A 19,929-nucleotide genomic window follows, 5' to 3' on the forward strand; every position below is an offset into this window, starting at 1 on the left:
TTAAAAGCCATCTACGGCGCTGATACGCTTGAGATAGCAGAGGCCAATCTTGAGCACTTTGATGAGGTGTGGGGCAAGGACTATCCGCACGTGGTTAAGTCTTGGCGTAGTAATTGGGAGGGCTTAACGGTGTTCTTTGGTTATCCTAAAGACATCAGAAAAGCGATTTATACCACCAATGCTATTGAGTCGCTAAACAGTGTGATTCGGACGGCGGTGAATAAGCGTAAGGTGTTCCCATCTGATCAGGCAGCATTTAAAGTGGTGTACTTAGCAACCCAGCAGGCATCCAAGAAGTGGTCGATGCCGATCCGTAACTGGACGTCTGCTCTGAATCGCTTTATGATTATGTTTGATGACCGTATCAGTAAGCATTTAATCTAAATGGCAGTTACACAGAATCTGAGATGGGCTCGCGCCCACCAAGACTCGAACTCGGATCGATCGCTATATTGATAGGTAAGAACTCTTGGTTTTAACACCAATCCTTCTTTTCCCCCAATCCATACCGTGCGTGAGACTTTCACCTCACACGGCATTCCCTCGTAATATGTTCGTGCCAGTGTACTCTGAGCAATTCAAAGGTATCCGCTGACCTATTTTATTTTCTTGTATACATAAGGTTTTCTGAAGGTAATGTAAATAGGCAGTATAACTCCATATTTACTCCAAAATAACCCTCCTTTGTAAGTAGGATATTTCTGCTTGACATATTTAGGAAACTTATCATATTTCAATTTTAAATTGGTTGACCTTCTCATGGTATCCCATAATCGGTGTTGCCAATTTGCAGTAACCCCACTAACTCTGGTTGCAATACAATAATAATTTTGGGTTCCAGCTATAACCGAGTTCAGAAGATTGTAATTTTCCTTAGTCGGTTGTTTGTTAAATGTTTTCCACGCTTTCTTGATGTTTCTATATGCTTTACTTTCAGCTTTATCACTAAGTGTGCTTACCATAACATAACTGCCTATGGTTTCACCTCTAGTGTTTTTAGCTTGACCATTGTACTTAGTAAAGATTTTAAACCCTAGAAAATCAATACTGCTAGCCCTAAGGTCAACAATTTTTGTCTTTTCTTCGGATACCTCTAAACCTAGTTTATTAAGTTTCCTTACCACTAAGTTTTTGAGTTCTCTTATACCTGTTTCTTGGTCGGACAGTAATACAAAATCATCTGCATATCTGACTATCCATTTACTAGGAATACCGTCTTGCCTCATCTTCTGTAATTTAACGTCATTGTTTGCACGTACCTTAGCAGAGAGTTTTCCAGTGACCTTGTTCATAGTCTTGTACTGTCTTCCTAGCCACTGCTTATCTACAAGCCAGTCTATATCATTTAATACTACATTTGATAAGAGAGGACTGATAACACCACCTTGAGGTGTACCTTTATTAGGTCTGAACAGTTTCCCATCCTCACTAATTGGCGCTTTCAAAATGGCTCTAATCAGAGCTAGTGTTCTAGTACAAGTTATTCCAATTTTAACTAATTGCTGGTAAAGTATCTCATGATTAACGTTGTCGAAAAATCCTTTAATATCTACCGATGCAACATGATAGTTTCTGGATAATGTTACTATTTTATGAATATCAGCTATGGCGTGTTCAGCTCTCCTACGATATCTAAAACCGTAGGATTTCTTATAGAATTTATCTTCACAGATAGGTTCTATAATTTGCTTAATTGCCATTTGTATAACACGGTCGATATAACAAGGGATTCCAAGTGGTCTCACCTCATTCGAGTTAGGTTTAGGTATGAATACCCTTTTAACTGGTTGAGGGTGATACTTTTTGAGCCTCTTTTGAATTTCAAGATTAAGTTTATCCGTGTCGGGATAATCTGTCTTTGTCTTTCCGTCAATACCAGCCGTGTTACTACCTTTGTTTTTAGCCATATTTTCTATAGCTAATTTAATATTGTCATAATTGACAATCTTTTCGTATGTTGCTTTCATAGCAATCCTCCTTCCAAAGAAATGAGGTTTATCGACATACCTTGGTAGATAGTCTCTTGCATACGGATTTCTTGTCGAACATATTACGACTCAGGGCTATCCCTCCGCAGATTATTATCTCTGTTTCATAGGTACTGTGCCCTTACTCTCATAAACGTTTAATAAGGTTTTAAACCCTTATCTATAAGCCCTCGTTAAAGGTTGATACTTATCGTTTACTTTCCACGTTCCAAATAACCTAGTCCATCCCTTAGGTGTTCTCTATACCCTGAATAAATTCTTCAAACATCCGTAGATGCCGAGGTCTTTCATACTCCTAATTCTTACTTGACCTGATTTATCGTATTACATTTCTGTATTGTTCGGTTGTTACAGAGCGTACATTCGAGAATTCGTCAGACCCTTAGGGTCATTCTCACCATAGAATTTCATCCCACCCGACCTATCATAGACACCCTGTACCTCTACAGGAATTTCCCGTGTTTCCACTAGGGTCTATTTCAGCCGACTTCAACGAGCTTTGCACCAATATAAATTAACGTTTACATTCGCACATCGTAGTATCAGCGCAGACGCTTTGAAGGAACTGCCCCTTCTCATTTCATCTGTCGGTTATTTAGTTCTCTTAAAATGCTATAAAGCCATTATAATGCCACAACTTTTCATTGTGGAACGTGTCGCACTAGGAGGCAACTGCTCTATCCTGTTGAGCTATAGGCGCATTTTAGAGGCTTATTGTAAAAAAAATGAGTGATAAAAGCAATGTTAACCTGCTGTTTGATTGGGAATGAATCTACTTAAAAGAAGCTATGTATTATTGGCTATTAGTTATCGCGTCAGTGACGATCTCGGTTTCTTCAACCGCGGTTTTACCATGTGAGGTAGGGTTAAATAAGTCGTCTACACTGTTTTGATAGCCATCAATATTGTCGAATTCATACTGCCTTAGAATGTCTTGCCCAGAACTTGAAATAAGGAAGTTACGAAAGTTAATAGCAAGCGGTTTATCACTTAGTATGACGCCTTCAACGGTTTGCGACTCTCTAATCGCGTAACCGAACGGATTAAGCGTTCGGGCTTCATCGTTCTCTGGTGTTGTTTTAGACTCAGGGTTTTCTACATCAGTCACTGAGCTATTTTTTGATGATGATGGCGCATTAACAATGTTATTTTTTATATTACTATTAAGCTCATCTTCTAATAACGCTAATAATGAATCAGATAATTTATCATCCGCAATGACTAAATCAGTAGGGTTGGTATTGTCCAAAATCAACAGGTCAGTAGCTGGCACGTAATTGGTTAACACTTGCATATGCGGATAACGCGCCTCAAAGCTGACGATGACGTCGTCTAGAGGTACTTGTAGGGGCTGCTGCGCTTGAATATATAGTGTATTGGCATCGGTGTTGTTGTTGACAGCATCACTATCTTCTTCAGCATTCTCTTGCCGTGATTTTGCGTCTTTATTGCTCAAAATCGGTAATGGATCAATGTTTTTGCTATTGTTCAGCCATAACCACGATATAACCCCGATAATAATAAGAAGCAATAACAGTATTATCCCAGCAAGTAGTAGCTTGTAGTCTTTCATAATATAGGGCTCTTATTCTTATAATGAGGTGTTTTAGCTAACTGACGACACTAGTTGTCGCAAGCTATGTTGGATTTTACCAGTATTGGGATAGTGTACTAGCAAATCAGCGCTATCAGTGGCACACTTAAGCGTTATCTACTTATTGAGATAAATATTCAAGGTAATAGAATAACCACTCAAAGCTACTATGCGCCATATCTTAACAGAAATAAAAAGCGGCCACGACTACAAAACGGACCTTTGTAACACTAGTCCGCTATCAAGTCTTGCGTAAGCATCGTTAACTATCTGGTGAATACTACCATCATTGCTATTACTTCATCTCGTCTTTTACTCTAATCAGATCGCTATCTATGTTTAAAATTATTCAATCGCACCGTACCGAGCATTTAGTTGCTGAGCTACTCACAGACTATCAATCGAAAAACCAGCCTATTTTTGCTGAGTTTATCGTTATCGTGCCTTCCATGGTATTAGGTGATTGGCTTGATAAGTCTATTGCCAGCCAAGCAGGCATTAGCACCTTAGTGACGACGACTTTTTGGGGTCAGTATCAGTGGACTTTGATGCAAAAGGTGTTGGCGCGTCATAATAAGTATCTGCTCGCGCATAACCCTGAAGCGTCAACCTTAAATGTGCCTGAAGTAGCCGTATTATCGCCAACGGTAATGCAGTGGCGCTTGTTTGGGTACTTAACGTACTATCAAGAGACGATTGTCAAAGATGATAAGCACCCAGTGCACTCGCTGCTAGCGCCTTTAATCGATAAGCCGCAAGAGGGAAGCACGCCTGATAAAGCGCAGCAAGACGTGCGTATCTGGCAGCTGGCGAGCGATTTGGCACGGGTGTTTAATCGCTACTTAACCCACCGTGAAGACTGGCTAGCACTTTGGTCGCAAAACCGGCCACTTGCTGTTGATAAGCTAATAGCAGATAAAGACGCTTTGTCACTACGCTTTGATAAGTATGCACGCGGTACGCCCGAATGGTTGGTGGCGCATTATGTGGAGCTAGAAGTGGCTCAGCGCTTTTTATGGACGCATCTGTTTGCGGATGTGCATGAGCATCGCGTCGCGCTTGAAAATACCTTTTGGTCGGCTCTCAAGTATAATCAGGCGAATGAATGTGGTCAGCTGCCTGCAGTGCTGCGTATTTTTACTATTCAGCAGTTGCCGCAAACGGAGCTAGACTTTTTGCAGCGCTTATCGAAATACATGGATATCACGCTGCTACACTACAATCCCTCAAAGTTATTTTGGGCGGATATCGTCGATAAGTCTTGGTTACAACGTCAGCAAATCATTAACCCTGAGAGTGTCTTTTTACGCGATTATGGTCATAGCTTGCTATCGCGTTTGGGTAAGCAGTCGCGAGATACTTTTGCCATGCTCGCTAATCTATCTGGTAATGAGCAATATGAAGAGGACTTAGTAGAGTGGCACGATAATTTTGATACAAGCGACGAAGATTTCATCGATCATACTTATGTTAATGAAGAGCGGAGTGTTGAAGCAGATAGTGTGCAAAATAGACCCAGTTTACTCAGACGTTTGCAAAACGATGTACTGATGCTCGATGAGCAAGCAACACAACAAGCAACCGCTGTACAAGTCTCGCAAGCCGTAAGCGAGCAAATGCAAGAAAACGTAGCAGTAGATACGCCGTGGTATGACGACAAAGCCTTAGAGAACAAGCGCTTTGAGAAAGCGCGTTACTGGGCAATGTCAGCTCAAGATAATAGCCTAAGCATTCATTCTTGCCATAATTTGCAGCGTCAACTTGAAGTACTACGTATTATGATTGGGCGCTGGCTTAACGAGCCGATCAAACCTGGCGAAAAAAAACGCCATATCTCAGAGATTGTAGTGCTTATGCCTGATGTTGAGCGGCATCATGAGTTGATCACCTCTATTTTTGTCAGTGGTAAAGGGCAAGATGGTTTGACCCTACCGGCCAAAGTCACTGGGGTTGTCGATGCCGATATTCGCCAACTGTGGGAAGCTATTATAGGCTTTTATAAGCTACTTGGCAGCCATAGCGCTCGTTTTGAAGCGGCTGAGGTGCTGGATTGGCTCATGTTGCCGCCTTTGTTTGAAAGCTTTGGGCTCACGCATGAACAGATGAGTCGCGGCTGTGATTTATTGGTAGAAGCAGGTTTTATTCGCGGCTTTGATGAGCAGCATCTCAAACAAACTTTGGATGCCAATGACTATGATTACCGCTTTAGCTTCGCCCAAGCGTTAGACAGATTAGCGCTAGGCCTAATTATGCCTGAGGCGAGCGCGAGCGATTGTTTGTATCCACTCGCAGAGACAGACTGGCCGAGTACAGCTATGCCTGAGATGAGCCTGCCACTACCACAAGTGAGCTTGGGTGATGGAATGATCGTTGAGGCGCTTTGCCGAATTTATACAGGTTTGACTGAGCGCCGTCATGACCATACCCTAAAGCTGAAGGCAGAAGAATGGCTGAGTCAGATTGAGACGCAAGTGATTCATCGCTACTTTGGCGAGGTCGATCAAACGCGTACTATGCGCGCTATCTATAACGCGATGAATGGTTTTAAATCTAGCCTACGTGCCAACCGTCATTATCGGCAGTACGCTAGTAGCGATAGTGATAATCATGAAGTAGAGCAAAAGCTGGCAGGCGTTGAGCAGTTACCGCTCAAATTAAGCTTTATGCTCGATAGTATCGAAGCTGAGCTTGAAAGTCAGCAAGTCAGTGCCGAGCCGACGGGGGTGATTACCTTTGGTCGATTTGGTGCCCTAAGAAACGTACCGTTTGAGCTCGTCGTCATGCTCAATATGAATCTCTCTGAATTTCCGAATCGTGATCGTAATAATCGCTATGACCTGATGAAAACCACTATGGCTCGGCGCGGTGATCGGGTCAGCGAGGACGATGATAATGGTGCGTTTTTAGATGCGTTATTGTGCGCGCGCAGTGCCTGCTGGATATTTTATAACGGTCAAAGCCTGACCGATACTCATGAGCATCTACCCGCTAACCCTGTCAGTGAGCTGCTACAGTTTTTGCAAGGGGAGGTGCAGTGGCAGGTAAACTCGCTTGAAGCATTGGGATCATTACCTGGAAATATTGAGGCGACCACTGAGACTCTAAAGCGCTATCTGCCTAAGCTCATAAAACAGTGGTTGGTGACTGAGCATCCGGCCTTACCTTTCCACGAGAGTCTGTTTGAATCTGTGATTGAAGAGGATGAGGTTTTTGCTGCAAAAAGCAGTGACAATCCTGCTAATCAGAGCGAGATGGCGGATACTGCTCAGGATAACCTTGAAGCTTATGCGCGGATTGATGCTAGCGATGAGTTAGACGTACTCTTAAGTAAAGCCATGCGTAAAACCAAGCTGGCACAAAAAAAGCAGTTTCCACCCGCACCGCTTTGGCAAGCTGTCTTTCATACCTTAAAGGGCCGCGCACCGAGCGAGCGGCTACAATTCGTCGGTTTGCCCACAAAATCGCAATATGAAGCTATCGCTCAAGTACTCGGTCATGGTTTAGGTCAGCTTGGACACATAGATCATCACGCCTTGCAAACACTGGCTGAGATGTTAGCGCTAGATATGCATACAAAGGCTCGCGATACAAATAATGCAACGGACATAGCTAATGTACTGAGCCAAACTCTGTTTAATATTCATGAGATAGACGTAGAAGGGGTGTTGGCTTATCAAGTCCGACATCCTGCAAAGGCTTTTTTGCGCAGCCAAGAGGTACACGTGGTACAAGGTGAGCAAGCAAAGGCGCAGCAAGAGCCGTTGTTTTTGGATGGCTTAACGAATTATCAGATTACAGATTATCTCATTAATGCGCTCGCTATTAATGCTGCTAACGCAAATACAGATACTCAGTCTAATGACCCTACTATGCTTGCTAGCCCTAATGATTCAACTTTGATGTACCAAAAAATCATGCCAGCCGGTATCGCGCGTCAAACCACTTTAGTCAATGAGCAGCAAAAACTGCAGCAGCAGTGTTTGGAGTTTCAGGAGCAACTGTTTGCTAATGGCTTTGGTGACACTGATGAGCTCAATAAAGAGGCAAAGGGCAAGGCTAAGTCTTTCCAGTTGCTGACTCCGACTACTGAGCACCCTATACGCATAGAGCTGGCAACGATTTTAAATTGTACTGACAAAGAGCCAGATAGTTACAATGAGTCCTTACTGTCTGTATTACCTAAGTTTATTAAATTAAAAGGACTGGTACCGATAGAAGCTCATAGCAGCGACACTCATCTGCACTCGTCATATAGCGAACAGTCCCCCAAGCAGTGGCTAAATATATTGCCGAATTCTGCTAGCCCCAAGCATTTACTAAAGTTTTGGTTGTCGCATCTGTATTGGCAAGTAGCGAGACGCACCACTGCTGAGCAAGTCGCCTTGAATGATGGCGTAAGCATTTGGCGCTTTAATAAGTCTAGATCAGGAGTGAAGAAGTTTGAGAAGGCCATTGCCTTTAAGATCGCTCCTATCGTCTATGAGGAGGCGGTGACAGAGCTTATAAAATGGGCGATCTTTGCTCAGCTAGTCGGTCAAGTGCCTATTACAATATTGCCAGAATATGCGCTAAGTTATTTAGAAAAACAGCAAAAAGCGCAGCAGAGTGATAATGGTAGCTATTGGCCCAAACGAGCGGATTTCTCAGACTGGTTAAGGCCTAGCTTTCAGGCAGATATGATTTATGATACTTGCTCGCAGCACGCTATATGGCAATACGTCTTGCGCGATCAAGATACCTTCAAGGCTTTATCTACAGCGCTGACGACCATAGCGCAGCCTTTGTATGAGCCCATGCTTACCGCATTAGAGGGATTGGACGGCTAGAGACTGAGCAACCAAAATAACACTTAGTTATAACGCTTCGTTGTTATTTATTGGCTTGTTCTAATACCCTAAACTAAATTTATAACCATTTAAAGTGTACGCCTATATGACAGAGTTTACCGATACCGCTCAGCAGACGCCAATAGCAGACGCGCACTCCCATGAGTCGCAACATTTATTTGAAAACTTTGATACTTTTGATAAAGACAAGGCGGATAAGGCATCTGAAAAAGTACCGGCAATTGAGGTTGAGCTCAACGGTCAGCACCTTATTGAAGCGTCAGCGGGCACCGGTAAGACTTGGACGCTGACGGGTATCGTCCTGCGTTTGCTAATTGAGGCAAGGCGGGCACCTGAGCAAATCATTGCCACTACTTTTACCCGTGCCGCAGCCGCTGAGATGCGTCAGCGTATCCATGAGCGTCTGGTCGAGTTTTATCAGTTATTGCAATGGGTAAATAGCCTAAGCACTGATATTAATAATAAAGCTACTCTGTATCCCGAGGTTTTGCAAGTCACCCCAGAGAAAGAATCCAATGGCGAGACTGCTGTAGAGACTATTATAGAAACTGAGGAGCTCAACCAAGATCTGGACTATGACCAACAACGTAAGCAAAAAAGCACTCGTGAAAAACGCATACGAGCCAAAGAACAGCGCGATACTTGGCTTATTCAGCAAGCCAGCTATGCGCGCTTAGAGGACTTAATGCAAGACCCTGTTAATTTGCATCTGGTTAGCTATCTACTAGATCATGTCTACAGCTATCCGATGACTGAAGCTATTCGGCGTACGGCACTGGTGCTCACGACACTAGATAATCTGTTTGTAGGTACGCTGGATAGCTTAGCGCAGAAGTGGCTGACAGAATACAGCAGCGAGACTGGTCATCAGCAAGGCATGGGCATCATTGAAGATAGCAGTATCGAGCAAGTCACTGATAGCATTATTCATGATGAGCTACGCCAATTCCAAAGTCGGCTCTATCATGAGCAACCGAAACTGTATGCGCTACTGGAGCAACAAGGCAAACTTACTGCTGCTCGCGATCATAAAAACTTTGTGACGCGCTCGCTTAATTTTGTATCAGCGCCTATTGATGAAGTTGTAGTTAGTGAGTTTTCTTTCGAGGGTTACGAGCGCCTTATTAATGAGGTGATTCATTGTAGCGATGAGCTTGATATTTTCTTTAAATCTGATGGTGAATATTATGAGTCTCCTAAAGGGCAGCTACAAAATAATAGAGATTCTTGGCCAAAGATAATCCAAGCGTTAAAAGACTCTGGTACGGCTGCTTACTCGTTTATATCTGATAAAAATAAGCAAACGGGTAAGTTAATTGAGGCGTTTCAAAAAACGGATGATATTGGCAAGCAGTTTTATAAAACAAAAGATACTGAGCAGATTAATAACCATTTTAATGAGTTAAAGGTCGTCCGTGACTTTAAGCGCTATATCGAAGAAAGCAAAAAGCTCGATGGCTATATAACCGCTATCTTAGCCAATCTTAACCGCCATATCGTTCTATCAGTTCGAGATAGACTGCCAGTCATTTTAGAAGAGCGCGGTGAGACGACTTTTAGTTTGCAGATGGTGCGCCTCAATCAAGCTTTAACGGGCAAACAAGGAGCAAAGCTGGCGCGTTATATCCGCCATCATTATCCCATTGCGCTTATTGATGAGTCGCAAGACATCAATGGCGAACAGGCTTTGATGATTGAAAGCATTTATTTAGCGAATAAAAAGAGCACGGCCTCAATCAATGACAAGCAATCTAGCACGAAGAAAACTAGCCATGAGTTTTTGCTGTTAGTTGGTGATCCAAAGCAAGCGATTTACGGCTTTCGTGGTGGTGATGTGGCCAACTACAACTACATGAAAGCTCAGTTTGATAAACGAAGCTATTGGACGCTTGATGTCAATCGTCGCTCAAACGCCGGCGTCATTCACGCGCTTAATTGCTGGTTTGGCATGGCTACCCCTAGCACTACCGATAATAAGCTATCGCAACTAGGCACGGGTATTTATTATCAGCACATTAAGGCGGCAAAAACAGATAGCCAATTATCTTGGTTTAGTATGACAGCATCTCGAACTAATGAACTAGTGATGGAGGTGCTTTCAGCCCAGCCAGTGAGTTTATTACACTTACCGTATGACAACGAGCTTGAGTACGATGAGCATGAGATTACCGCGCGTCATATTGCAACTTTGTTAAGTAGTGAGCAGACCTTAAAAGGTAATCCCATTCAACCTAGCGATATTGGTGTGCTGGCACGTACCAAAAAAGATTTAAAGCAGGTTGAAGATGAGCTGGTGAAGCTAAACGTACCTACGCTGACGACTAGTGATGTCAGTATCTTTGAGACTATTATGGCAGAAGATGTGGCCGCGCTGCTGAGTGCTATGCTCTATCCCTATCGTCATGACATGATCAACCGAGTGCTGACAAGCCATCTGTATGGCCTAAATATCAAAACCGTTAGAGCTATGATGACGGATCATGAGTCAGGGGTTGTTGATAGCAGCGATAGCGTTAACAAACAAAGCTATCAAGACTTTATTGCTTATATAAAAGAAGGCGCGCAGCGTTGGCAGCACTTTGGAGTTTTATCGGCTCTGCACTATCTATTAGATCAAAGCCCTGTGCAAGCGCAAGGCGTTTGGCAATCGCTAGCGAATCATCCAGAAGGCGATCGTCATATCATGGACTTGCGTCATGTGTTGGATGTTATGGCACAGTACGGTAGCGGTATGGGCGAGCATGAGCTCTTGGCGTGGTTTAGACAAAACATCGATGCCGCTCCTAACAGTGATTGGGCGAAGCAGTATCCGCTACCGACTGAGTCTGGTGTGCAGCTGATGACCATTCATAAGTCGAAGGGCCTTGAGTTTCCGATTGTCTATGTCTTAGGTATGGGCGATGCTAGTAGGAAGTCAGGTCATAAAGAAGAGTATGGATTATATCTATACAACAACCCGCAATCTCCTGCAGAGTTAATCATGCAGGAAGCGACTGGCAATCAACGCCGCTTTTCTCCAGTGCAAGGCTCAGCCACTAAAGAAGGCTATTACACTGATATGGAAACGCAAGAGGGCTTTGACGAGCTACGCCGGCTAGGTTACGTGGCTTTTACTCGAGCTAGTGAGCAGCTTTATGTGGTGCTAAAAGATGCCTATAGTAATACGAACTCTGACCTAAGACCAATCTGTTATTGGTTCGACGTAGCTGCTAAAAACATTGAGTTACCTGATAGGCTCAAAGACACGATAGGAATGCTTAGAGCGCATAATGTCAATAAATACCATGAAGAGAATCAGGCTAGACACATCAGCCCAAATGATAGCCTGACTCCAGCTAAAACCAAACTGACAACAGAGACAATTGAATACGCGCCGTTTGCGGAGGTTATGAGAAGCCGTTACTTTTATGGTTGGGCGAAGACCAGTTTTACCGCTTTAGCGCGTCAGTTGGATGAATCAACACAGATTATGGCGGTAGTGGATGAACGTATTGATGATGCTATAGATATAGATACAAGAGAGCCATTAGGACTGCTAAATAGCGATGAGAGTATTGAGCAGAGCCGCGATTTAGGGTTTAAGGGGGATGATGATATCCGCTTTACTTTTGTTAAAGGCGCTAATGCGGGTACGTTTTTGCATGAAATATTTGAAAAAATTGACTTTATTAATAAATCTCAGTGGTCTCAAGTCATCGATCGCGCAGTGAGTAGCTATCAGTTACCACAGATCTATAGTAGCGCTGAGCAGCAACAGCGTATATTGCAAGCCAACAAAAAGCAGAGTAGTCAATCTGCCGATTCGGACGCTATAGTGGCTAGCCAACATGAGGCATTGATTGGCTGGATTGATGAGGTGCTACAGACCCCGCTACTAGCTTCCAATCAGCCTTTGCAGTTGCTTGATACCGCACAGCGCTTTGCTGAGCTAGAGTTCAATATGGGCTTATCAGAACACTTTAGAGCAGAGGATATTACTAATCTGTTTGCACAGCACTTACCAAACGAGCCGGATAAGCACGTTACTTTAGTGGCGCAAAATAAAGCGCACTTATATCGCTATCTACGCGGCGAAATCGACTTGGTTTATGAGCACGCTGGCAAGTATTATGTAGTCGATTATAAAAGCAACTATTTAGGAAATAGCCTAAGCAGTTATAATGAAAACACTCTTAAGCAAGCTATGTCAAAAGCGGGGTATTGGCTACAAGCCGCTATTTACCAAGTCGCATTACATCGATTCTTGAGTATGAGAGTCAATGATTATAGCGGTAATGAAGATAAATATCTCGGCGCTGTTGAGTATGTGTTCTTGCGCGGTGTCTATAACGCAGACGCACAAGCAGAGAGTAATGATATGCAGGATGTGAAGAATACTGACGATGGCTCTATAGTTAACGATAAGCGCTACGGACTAGTCACTTGGGATATACCGATCGATTTTATTAAAGCTTTAGATAATTTATTGGGCTTACCAGCTTAACAAGTTATGACTAAGAATCGATAGCCTGTATGCCGACCAGATAACTTTAGATAACTATAGAGACAGACATATTATGAATAACAACAACAGTAGGGCAGCCCTTAGCTTGCAAGAAAGTTGGGCCAGTAACCTTAGCGATTATCTCTTGCTTCGTCGTCAGCAGACGCAATCAGCTTACCAAGTGCCTGACAATAATACGAGTAGCGATAACGGCCAAGTAGATAGGGCGCAAGATAAAGCGTTATTTAGCGCTTTGCTTATTATGCTGACGACTCATCTAGAACAGGGGCATACGGTATTAACGGTAGAGGAAGCTAAGAATGAAATACCCGTACAGGGGCACATTGGGGATGAGTCAGTGGCTCTCTATGCTTGGCAGTTGCAGCTGTTAGAGATGCTAGCCACACCACTTTTAGCGTTAGTAGAGGCGCAAGGCCAGCACTTAATAGCAGGTGAGAATGCTATGGAGCCATCACTCTTCAATTTACTAAGCATTGTATTTGCCCAAAAACATCAATTATGGTCACAGTCAGTGCTTACTAATTATGAAAGAGAGCTTCTGACGAAGCGCTTTGACGCCATCACTGCATTATATCAGCGCCTAAAAAATACAGATCTAGAGGCTGTGATGGAATCAATCAGTGAATACGATTTGTTCAGCAACGTTCTGCACCTTAGCGAGGATAATGAAAATAGCCTAAGCAAAAATAATAAACCCATTACTTACCAAATTAAAAAGGAAAAGAACCGAAGTACATCAATCACTTTTTGGCTACATCGCACTTGGCAAGCAGAATTTAGCTTGGCCAAACGTATTCATACTATTATGAGTCAACAGATAAAGCTCCTAACAATCGCTATGCCCGAAAATCTAGAAGATCAGCAGATAGCAGCAATTAACGTGGCTAACCATAACGCTTTTAGTATCATTACCGGTGGCCCCGGCACGGGTAAGACTTATACCGTGGCACAGCTAGTCATTGCACTACAACACGCGACCCAGAGTAGGAAAGGAGAAGATGCTCCTATTAAATTTAGTAGCGATAGCGCAAGCTTAGCGCTGGCTGCACCAACGGGTAAAGCTGCGCAGCGTATGCAGGAATCTTTACAAGCGGCTTTGGATGCAGCCAACGTAGATATGCAGTTAGAAGAAGCCAAAACCATTCATCGCCTATTAGGTATAGGCCGAACGGGTAGGCCACGCTACGATGCGGACAATCCACTTGGTGAGGATATTATCATTGTTGATGAGGCCTCTATGCTAGGGGTGGAGATGGCAAACTATCTGGTCAGTGCAGTAAAAAAAGGCGCGAGACTTATTTTACTGGGGGACGCTAATCAATTAGCCGCAGTAGATGCTGGAGCCGTATTAGCGGACTTGTGCCGTATTTCACAACTACAACCTATACATGTGGAGCTCACTGAAAGTCGCAGGTTCAGTAAGGATTCTGGTATTGGTAAACTTGCACAGCAAATCAATAAGGCTAACACAGATACTCAAGCGATTTGGCAGCTGTTAAAACAGGATGAAGCGTTAAGTTTTTCGAGCATCAATACGCAAGCTGCGGGAACAGTTGAAGATGATCAAACGATAAATAGCCTAAGTAACTTAAAACTATTAAAAGAAATCACTTTAAGATATCAAAATTTCTTGAATGATATCAAAAAACTATCAAAAATTCCGATAGAAAAATCTATGCCAGAACAAACTCAAAGTATAGTCACATCTTTAATGAAAACTTTTAATCAATTTAGAATTCTCACTGCGGGTCATAATGGCGAGTGGGGCGATCACTATATTAATAACTACCTTACCCAGTGGCATCTTACTGAGCTAAAGCTACCGCTGGGTCAAAATACTTGGTTTCATGGTCGACCAGTTATGGTGCTACAAAATAACTATGAGCTTGGATTGTTCAACGGTGATATTGGCTTTTGCTTACAGACAAGTGATGATAGCGGACAGTTAGAAGTTTTTTTTGAAAATAAAGCTCAGGGCATAGCGGTCAATTTATTAAATGAAGAGCTCGTTGCGACCGCTTATGCGATGACTATTCATAAGTCGCAAGGGTCTGAGTTTGATCATGTGGCAATTACCTTTGACAGTAGCCATTCTAGACTATTAAGCAAGGAGCTCATTTATACGGCAGTGACTCGCGCAAAAAAACAGGTCAGCATATACAGTACCAAACTCGCTTTTGAGAAGGCCGTTCAAACACCGACGCAGCGCCATACCGGACTTGCATTACAGTTTGAGGCGCTATAAACCAAAAAAAGCACTCAATAGAGTGCTTTTTTTGTGTCAAAGTTAGAGATATTATACTTTGTCTTCTTTAATCGCATAAATACCTGGTAGGTGGCGCAAGTAACCGTGAAAATCCATACCGCAGCCATAGACATAACGATCATCAACATCGATACCGACAAAATCCACATCGAAATCAGCGACTTTTCGATCATGCATTTTATTCAACAGTACGCAAGAATCGATAGAAGCGGGGTTCTCTTTCCCTAATTCTTCAACGATAGCTTTTAGCGTGATGCCTTCATCAAAAATATCATCAATGAGAAGTACGTGCTCACCTTCGATGCTGACATCAGGTTTGAATTTCCAATCAAGATCGTTAGTCCCTTCATTGTCACGATAGCGCGACGCATGGATGTAATGCATGCGATGATAAAAAGTCAGATGAGTCAGTAACTGTCCTGCTGGGATAAGACCACCGTTCATCACCACCATAACGATAGGATTCAGACCTGCATAATGTAGATTAAGCTGGGCGGCAAGTCGCTCGTACGCGGCAGCAACTTCGATACTGCTGATGAGGCACTCTGAGTTACGCAGAGTTTGTTCAATCTCTTGATTGCTGATTTGAGTCATAGTAGGGTGCGCCTTTGATAAAAGTGCCACATATTTTAGCAAGTTTTAGCGAATTTACCTAATCGCAAACCGCTATTAAAACAATATTAATTAATCCGCCTTTTCCACAACAAAAGGACGATAGTAATCGGCCAAACGGTTCAATGAACTGATGGGCAGGTCAGGCAATAGTCTATTCAAGGCCATGCTCATACCTTTATCGATAGCGGCTTTGGCAACGGGCACTGATTTGCGTTTGAGCATACCCAGTTTAAGCGTTTCGGCATAACGAGTGATAAAATGAGTAAGTGTGTCTTCGTTCATTGTCTCTAACGCTAATTTGAATTTACTCATATCGACATCATCAGGAGTTACCGAAGCAAAGCCTTCTGTTATTTTCTTAGCACTATCCTCAGACAGTTTAAAACCGACCCGACTTACCCCTTCGTTATCCGTAAAAGTGGCCCGGTCGCGCAGAAAATGAAAACTGGGTAATACATCTTCATTATTCTCTTTATTTAATAAAATATTAAGTAGCGTATCTGCTGAGCGCTCGATGGTGCCAACGATTTTGCGCATAGAGGCCTGACGCTCAGGGTTTGGGATGATCTCTACCAAGCCTACGAGCAGATTATCGATCAGATCTCTAGCGGTTTGATGGGTTAGTGCGTCGCGGTATTTGTAGTACTCGACATGTTCATCAGATGCTTCTGCTTGCGCCGCTTCCTCTATTAATTGTTTGAGGTTTTCTGAGGGTGGAAATCCGAAATAGTATGCCATTTAAGGTCCTTATCGATAATTATAAATAACTACATCCTGTAGTTTGAGTCATTGAATTGACTGTTATAACTGTATTTAGAAGTGACGAAGTCTAAAATAAAGAATAACCATGTTGAAATAACCAAGAGAATTTTAGTGCTAAAAATTATTAAAGTAAAATGATAAGACTTAACCTCGAGTCACAAATACAAAGTACATAACTGCACTATCAATGATAAAGCTAGAGTTACAGTTTGCTTGCCAGCGACCATGCTGTATCTATGCGTAAGCTCTGTGCTTGTTCTGATTTACCGCTACTCAGAGATGACCATTGCGGTTTGCCGCGTGCTTTTTTAAGCTCGCTTGGCAGTTTGTGAGGCGGCCAAAGAGTGATGGACTTATCCTCTTCTAGACTATCGTCTTGATTGACAGCAGATATCTGTCCATCACCGCCACTCTCATTTTGATAAAGCAATTGCGTGGCATCCGTTGCTGCATGTCCGCGATGACGCAGCGCGGTCAATAAGTCAGTAGCGCGAGTAGCAAGCAATGTCAGAGTAGCCGGATCAATATACAGGCGCTTAACACCGGTAATTTTATCAGCGATACTACTGGTGTTTGATAATAGCCCACCGCCTATTGCACCCAAAGCGGCACCTAGTCCTAAGGTCGTTCCAAGTGCTGCCGCGTCAATGCCTAATCCTAATAAAGCACCCGCTGCTGCGCCAGAAGTGGTACGAATACCGTAGCTTTTGAGCAGCTCAGGATCGAACGGATCTTGTTGGTATGCCTGCAACTCAAGTGGAGTAGAGGCAACTGCATTATCATAAAACTTATAGAGATTAAGCAGCTGATGCTGCATCGCGCGTTCGGTTTGCCTAACCGCTTCTTGCATATCTTGCAGTACCGGCATAGGATCGTCATCCTCACTAATCTCACGGACAAAGGCAGCCACATTTAATAAAAAGTCCGCGATAATGATTTTCGCCTCGTCATATAGCTGCGCCCAGTCCTCGGTACGGCGCTGCATCAACTGCTCAAGCATTTGGGCGTGAGTCAACATCGTAGCAAGGTTTTGCCATAATCGCATTTCATCCTCAAACTCAAAGGCTACTGAATCAAAGCGCGTTGAGATGTGCAGGTTACGCCGTGCTAGCATCGTCTGCCACTCATCGATATTAGCCTCTTGACTGTCGGTGAAATTAAACACCGGCATCACAGGTATCGCTGCCCAAGATAAAATCGCAAGCTCGTCTTTGTACTTACCGAGCACAGGCTCACGCGCATCGACGACATAAACCGCCATATCACTTGCTAGCAATTGGCGTATCACTTTAGCTTCTTGGCTATAGTCCTGGGCACCTTGAGCGCCAGTCGCAATGTCTGCCGCCAAAAACTGCTGCAAACGCTCAATACCATCACGGCGACTGGCGGTATTGTCTTCAAGCCAATCCATCAACCCCGAGGCATCTTCTAATCCTGGTGTATCGTACAAAGAGACCAGCACTTCACCTGTTTGACTATCGGTCAACTGCGCGCGTTCTACATGACGAGTGGTTGCTGCTTCGTTTTTGACTTCTCCAAAATAGACATCACGGAGTAAGGTGCGCAAAATAGAAGTCTTGCCGGTATTGGTATGACCAACGATAGCGAGTTTAAGAGGTTCACCGCTAGCGGTCGTCTTTTTTTGGTTGAGGCTATTAGCAGCGTCTTTATCTACTGTAGTTGTATCTGGAATAGTAGTGGCTTCATTGACATTGTGGTTATTGGAGACGTTGGAAATATTGTGCTCAGGAACAAACGCAGGAATCGGGTCGTCCTTTAAAGCTTTATCAGCAAACAGTCCGGCTGGCTTCTTATTATTCTTGGTATCGGTGTCAGCATCGTTATTATTCATAGCATGGTCTTATTTTCAGGTTATCAAAATAGGGTTTTGTAATAATGAATGATTAATGACTAGCGACCAAACCAATTTGTCGCTCAGCTAGTGCCGTTTGCCATTGCTGGTAGCGCACATTTTTGTTCGTTTCGTTAGTAGACTGAGTATGTATATTTGTATCTATATCGGTGTCAGCCTTATCATTATCTAGTAATTGTACAATTAAGCCATGCTTAGCATGAGTGGCAATTTGATCCAGCTTGCGTAAAGTACCGCGATCAGGTAGTGCTTTACTATGAATCCCTAATAGTACTTGTACGGGGTGAGTGTCTAGATACTGATGCAAACGCGCCATATCGTCACGATCATCGACGATACCGAAGTTTTCTATTGCTTCATCGGGTTGGACGGCCGCACCTGCTTGCCACCACTGCTGATGCTCGTTAGGATATTCGAGTAGGGCAACGAGCTTTTTGGCCGAGCTTACCTTAGCTTTTGGCGCAATAGGAGCGGGCACCTCCTTAAAATCATCAGCATCAACGACCTTACGCTGCCAAAAATTAATAATCTTTTGATAGTAAGGCAGCTTGATATCAAGGCGCATTTTTTTACTGCGGAACATCAGCGCACAAAACACCCAAGCAATAGCCCTTGGTACGATACCGTACATCAATAAACTACCCACGAGCAAACTTGCCCATTGCCTAGCCACCGATAAGGGTAGCGCATCGGTGACTAAACGGCTTTGGATAATAGCCGCACTATCAGGAACATTAAACCCTACCAGACTAGGTAGCCAGCCGAGAATTTGAGTCAAAGTAATTAAAGCGTTGTCCGATAGCAGCGTAGACTCCCAGCTAAAACTGTACTGGCGCACCACTAACAAGAATATAATCGCCAGTAGCATACCTGTCAAAGTTGCGAGCCATAACTGATGACTAAATCGGCCAAGATACCAGCGCATACCGCTATGCTCAAGCTGCTGCTCATAGAGACTAACCGCCGCTTGGGTCACATCGTCTTTACCGCGTATCAAGTAGCTCGGACTGATCAAGCTTGCAAACCAATTAGCCGATTGCTTGCCTTGATTGAGCAAAGTAAATACTAGCCAGCCTACGAGCATAAGCGTGTGAAAGCCTAGTAAACAGACGAGCACATAAAAGAAATTGACGACGTTGGCTTGCAATAAAGTGAATAAGCCTAAGAATCCTGAAAGGCACCAAACCACACTCATAATGACCATGATGCTTTTGATACGAGCGTCTATTTTACCTAAGACTTTTGCCAACATCCCATTACTATCAATCCTCTGAGCACGCCTGTGTAGTTTTTGTTTTGGCGAGCCTGCTTCGTTTTGTAGCTTTTCGGTGGCCAGTAGCGGATCAATGGCGAATACATGGTTCTTGGTCTCAAGGTTTCGTACCAGCTCAGTCAATTGGTCTTGCGGTGATAGCATAAGCGATAAGATCCAAGTAAAAGATAAATGAGTAAAAATAACGACTGCAGATTATTGTAGCGT

General features: G+C 43.4%; 10 protein-coding genes. 4 read left to right on the forward strand and 6 right to left on the reverse strand.

What is annotated here, in order from left to right; genetic code table 11:
* Positions 1-384, forward strand: a 384-nt coding sequence (locus ACS8FD_RS06130; RefSeq protein WP_439274956.1) for a transposase, incomplete at its 5' end; no start/stop codon positions are given.
* 212 nt (positions 385-596) lie between these two features.
* Here ACS8FD_RS06130 and ltrA read toward each other — a convergent pair.
* Positions 597-1,967 (reverse strand): group II intron reverse transcriptase/maturase, encoded by a 1,371-nt coding sequence (ltrA, locus tag ACS8FD_RS06135; protein WP_439274957.1) that lies wholly within the window; start codon positions 1,965-1,967, stop codon positions 597-599.
* A gap of 814 nt (positions 1,968-2,781) precedes the next feature.
* A complete protein-coding gene (locus ACS8FD_RS06140; protein ID WP_439274958.1) occupies positions 2,782-3,561 on the reverse strand; it encodes a hypothetical protein in 780 nt (259 codons plus the stop codon).
* 356 nt (positions 3,562-3,917) lie between these two features.
* On the opposite strand from ACS8FD_RS06140, the gene ACS8FD_RS06145 reads away from it, so the two are divergent.
* The 3 genes from ACS8FD_RS06145 (at position 3,918) to recD (ending at position 15,178) form a co-directional block, all read left to right on the forward strand.
* The gene (locus tag ACS8FD_RS06145) at positions 3,918-8,408 is read left to right on the forward strand and encodes an exodeoxyribonuclease V subunit gamma (protein ID WP_439274959.1); all 4,491 of its coding nucleotides are present in this window, start codon (positions 3,918-3,920) and stop codon (positions 8,406-8,408) included.
* 106 nt (positions 8,409-8,514) lie between these two features.
* Positions 8,515-12,912, forward strand: a complete 4,398-nt coding sequence (locus ACS8FD_RS06150; protein WP_439274960.1) for a UvrD-helicase domain-containing protein — start codon at positions 8,515-8,517, stop codon at positions 12,910-12,912.
* A gap of 73 nt (positions 12,913-12,985) precedes the next feature.
* Entirely contained in the window at positions 12,986-15,178 is a 2,193-nt protein-coding gene (recD, locus tag ACS8FD_RS06155; RefSeq protein ID WP_439274961.1) for an exodeoxyribonuclease V subunit alpha, read from the forward strand.
* Positions 15,179-15,229: 51 nt separating this feature from the next.
* Here the strand turns inward: recD and ACS8FD_RS06160 are convergent, their stop codons facing one another.
* The 4 genes from ACS8FD_RS06160 to ACS8FD_RS06175 form a co-directional block, all read right to left on the reverse strand.
* On the reverse strand, positions 15,230-15,793 hold the full coding sequence (locus ACS8FD_RS06160) for a hypoxanthine-guanine phosphoribosyltransferase (RefSeq protein WP_439274962.1): 564 nt from the start codon (positions 15,791-15,793) through the stop codon (positions 15,230-15,232).
* A 90-nt stretch (positions 15,794-15,883) separates the two neighbouring features.
* Positions 15,884-16,552, reverse strand: coding sequence for a hypothetical protein (locus tag ACS8FD_RS06165; protein WP_439274963.1), 669 nt, complete (start codon positions 16,550-16,552; stop codon positions 15,884-15,886).
* 226 nt (positions 16,553-16,778) lie between these two features.
* On the reverse strand, positions 16,779-18,428 hold the full coding sequence (locus tag ACS8FD_RS06170; RefSeq protein WP_439274964.1) for a DUF3482 domain-containing protein: 1,650 nt from the start codon (positions 18,426-18,428) through the stop codon (positions 16,779-16,781).
* Between the two features lie 52 nt (positions 18,429-18,480).
* A complete protein-coding gene (locus tag ACS8FD_RS06175; protein ID WP_439274965.1) occupies positions 18,481-19,866 on the reverse strand; it encodes a DUF2868 domain-containing protein in 1,386 nt (461 codons plus the stop codon).
* Between the last annotated feature and the right edge of the window lie 63 nt (positions 19,867-19,929).

Source organism: Psychrobacter sp. 1U2 (assembly GCF_051847575.1).

What these genes read in the sequence shown, in the direction of transcription:
- ACS8FD_RS06160 (WP_439274962.1), bottom strand. Translation starts at nt 15,793, where the DNA reads ATGACTCAAATCAGCAATCAAGAGATTGAACAAACTCTGCGTAACTCA.
- ACS8FD_RS06175 (WP_439274965.1), bottom strand. Translation starts at nt 19,866, where the DNA reads ATGCTATCACCGCAAGACCAATTGACTGAGCTGGTACGAAACCTTGAG.
- ltrA (WP_439274957.1), bottom strand. Translation starts at nt 1,967, where the DNA reads ATGAAAGCAACATACGAAAAGATTGTCAATTATGACAATATTAAATTA.
- ACS8FD_RS06165 (WP_439274963.1), bottom strand. Translation starts at nt 16,552, where the DNA reads ATGGCATACTATTTCGGATTTCCACCCTCAGAAAACCTCAAACAATTA.
- recD (WP_439274961.1), top strand. Translation starts at nt 12,986, where the DNA reads ATGAATAACAACAACAGTAGGGCAGCCCTTAGCTTGCAAGAAAGTTGG.
- ACS8FD_RS06140 (WP_439274958.1), bottom strand. Translation starts at nt 3,561, where the DNA reads ATGAAAGACTACAAGCTACTACTTGCTGGGATAATACTGTTATTGCTT.
- ACS8FD_RS06150 (WP_439274960.1), top strand. Translation starts at nt 8,515, where the DNA reads ATGACAGAGTTTACCGATACCGCTCAGCAGACGCCAATAGCAGACGCG.
- ACS8FD_RS06170 (WP_439274964.1), bottom strand. Translation starts at nt 18,428, where the DNA reads ATGAATAATAACGATGCTGACACCGATACCAAGAATAATAAGAAGCCA.
- ACS8FD_RS06145 (WP_439274959.1), top strand. Translation starts at nt 3,918, where the DNA reads ATGTTTAAAATTATTCAATCGCACCGTACCGAGCATTTAGTTGCTGAG.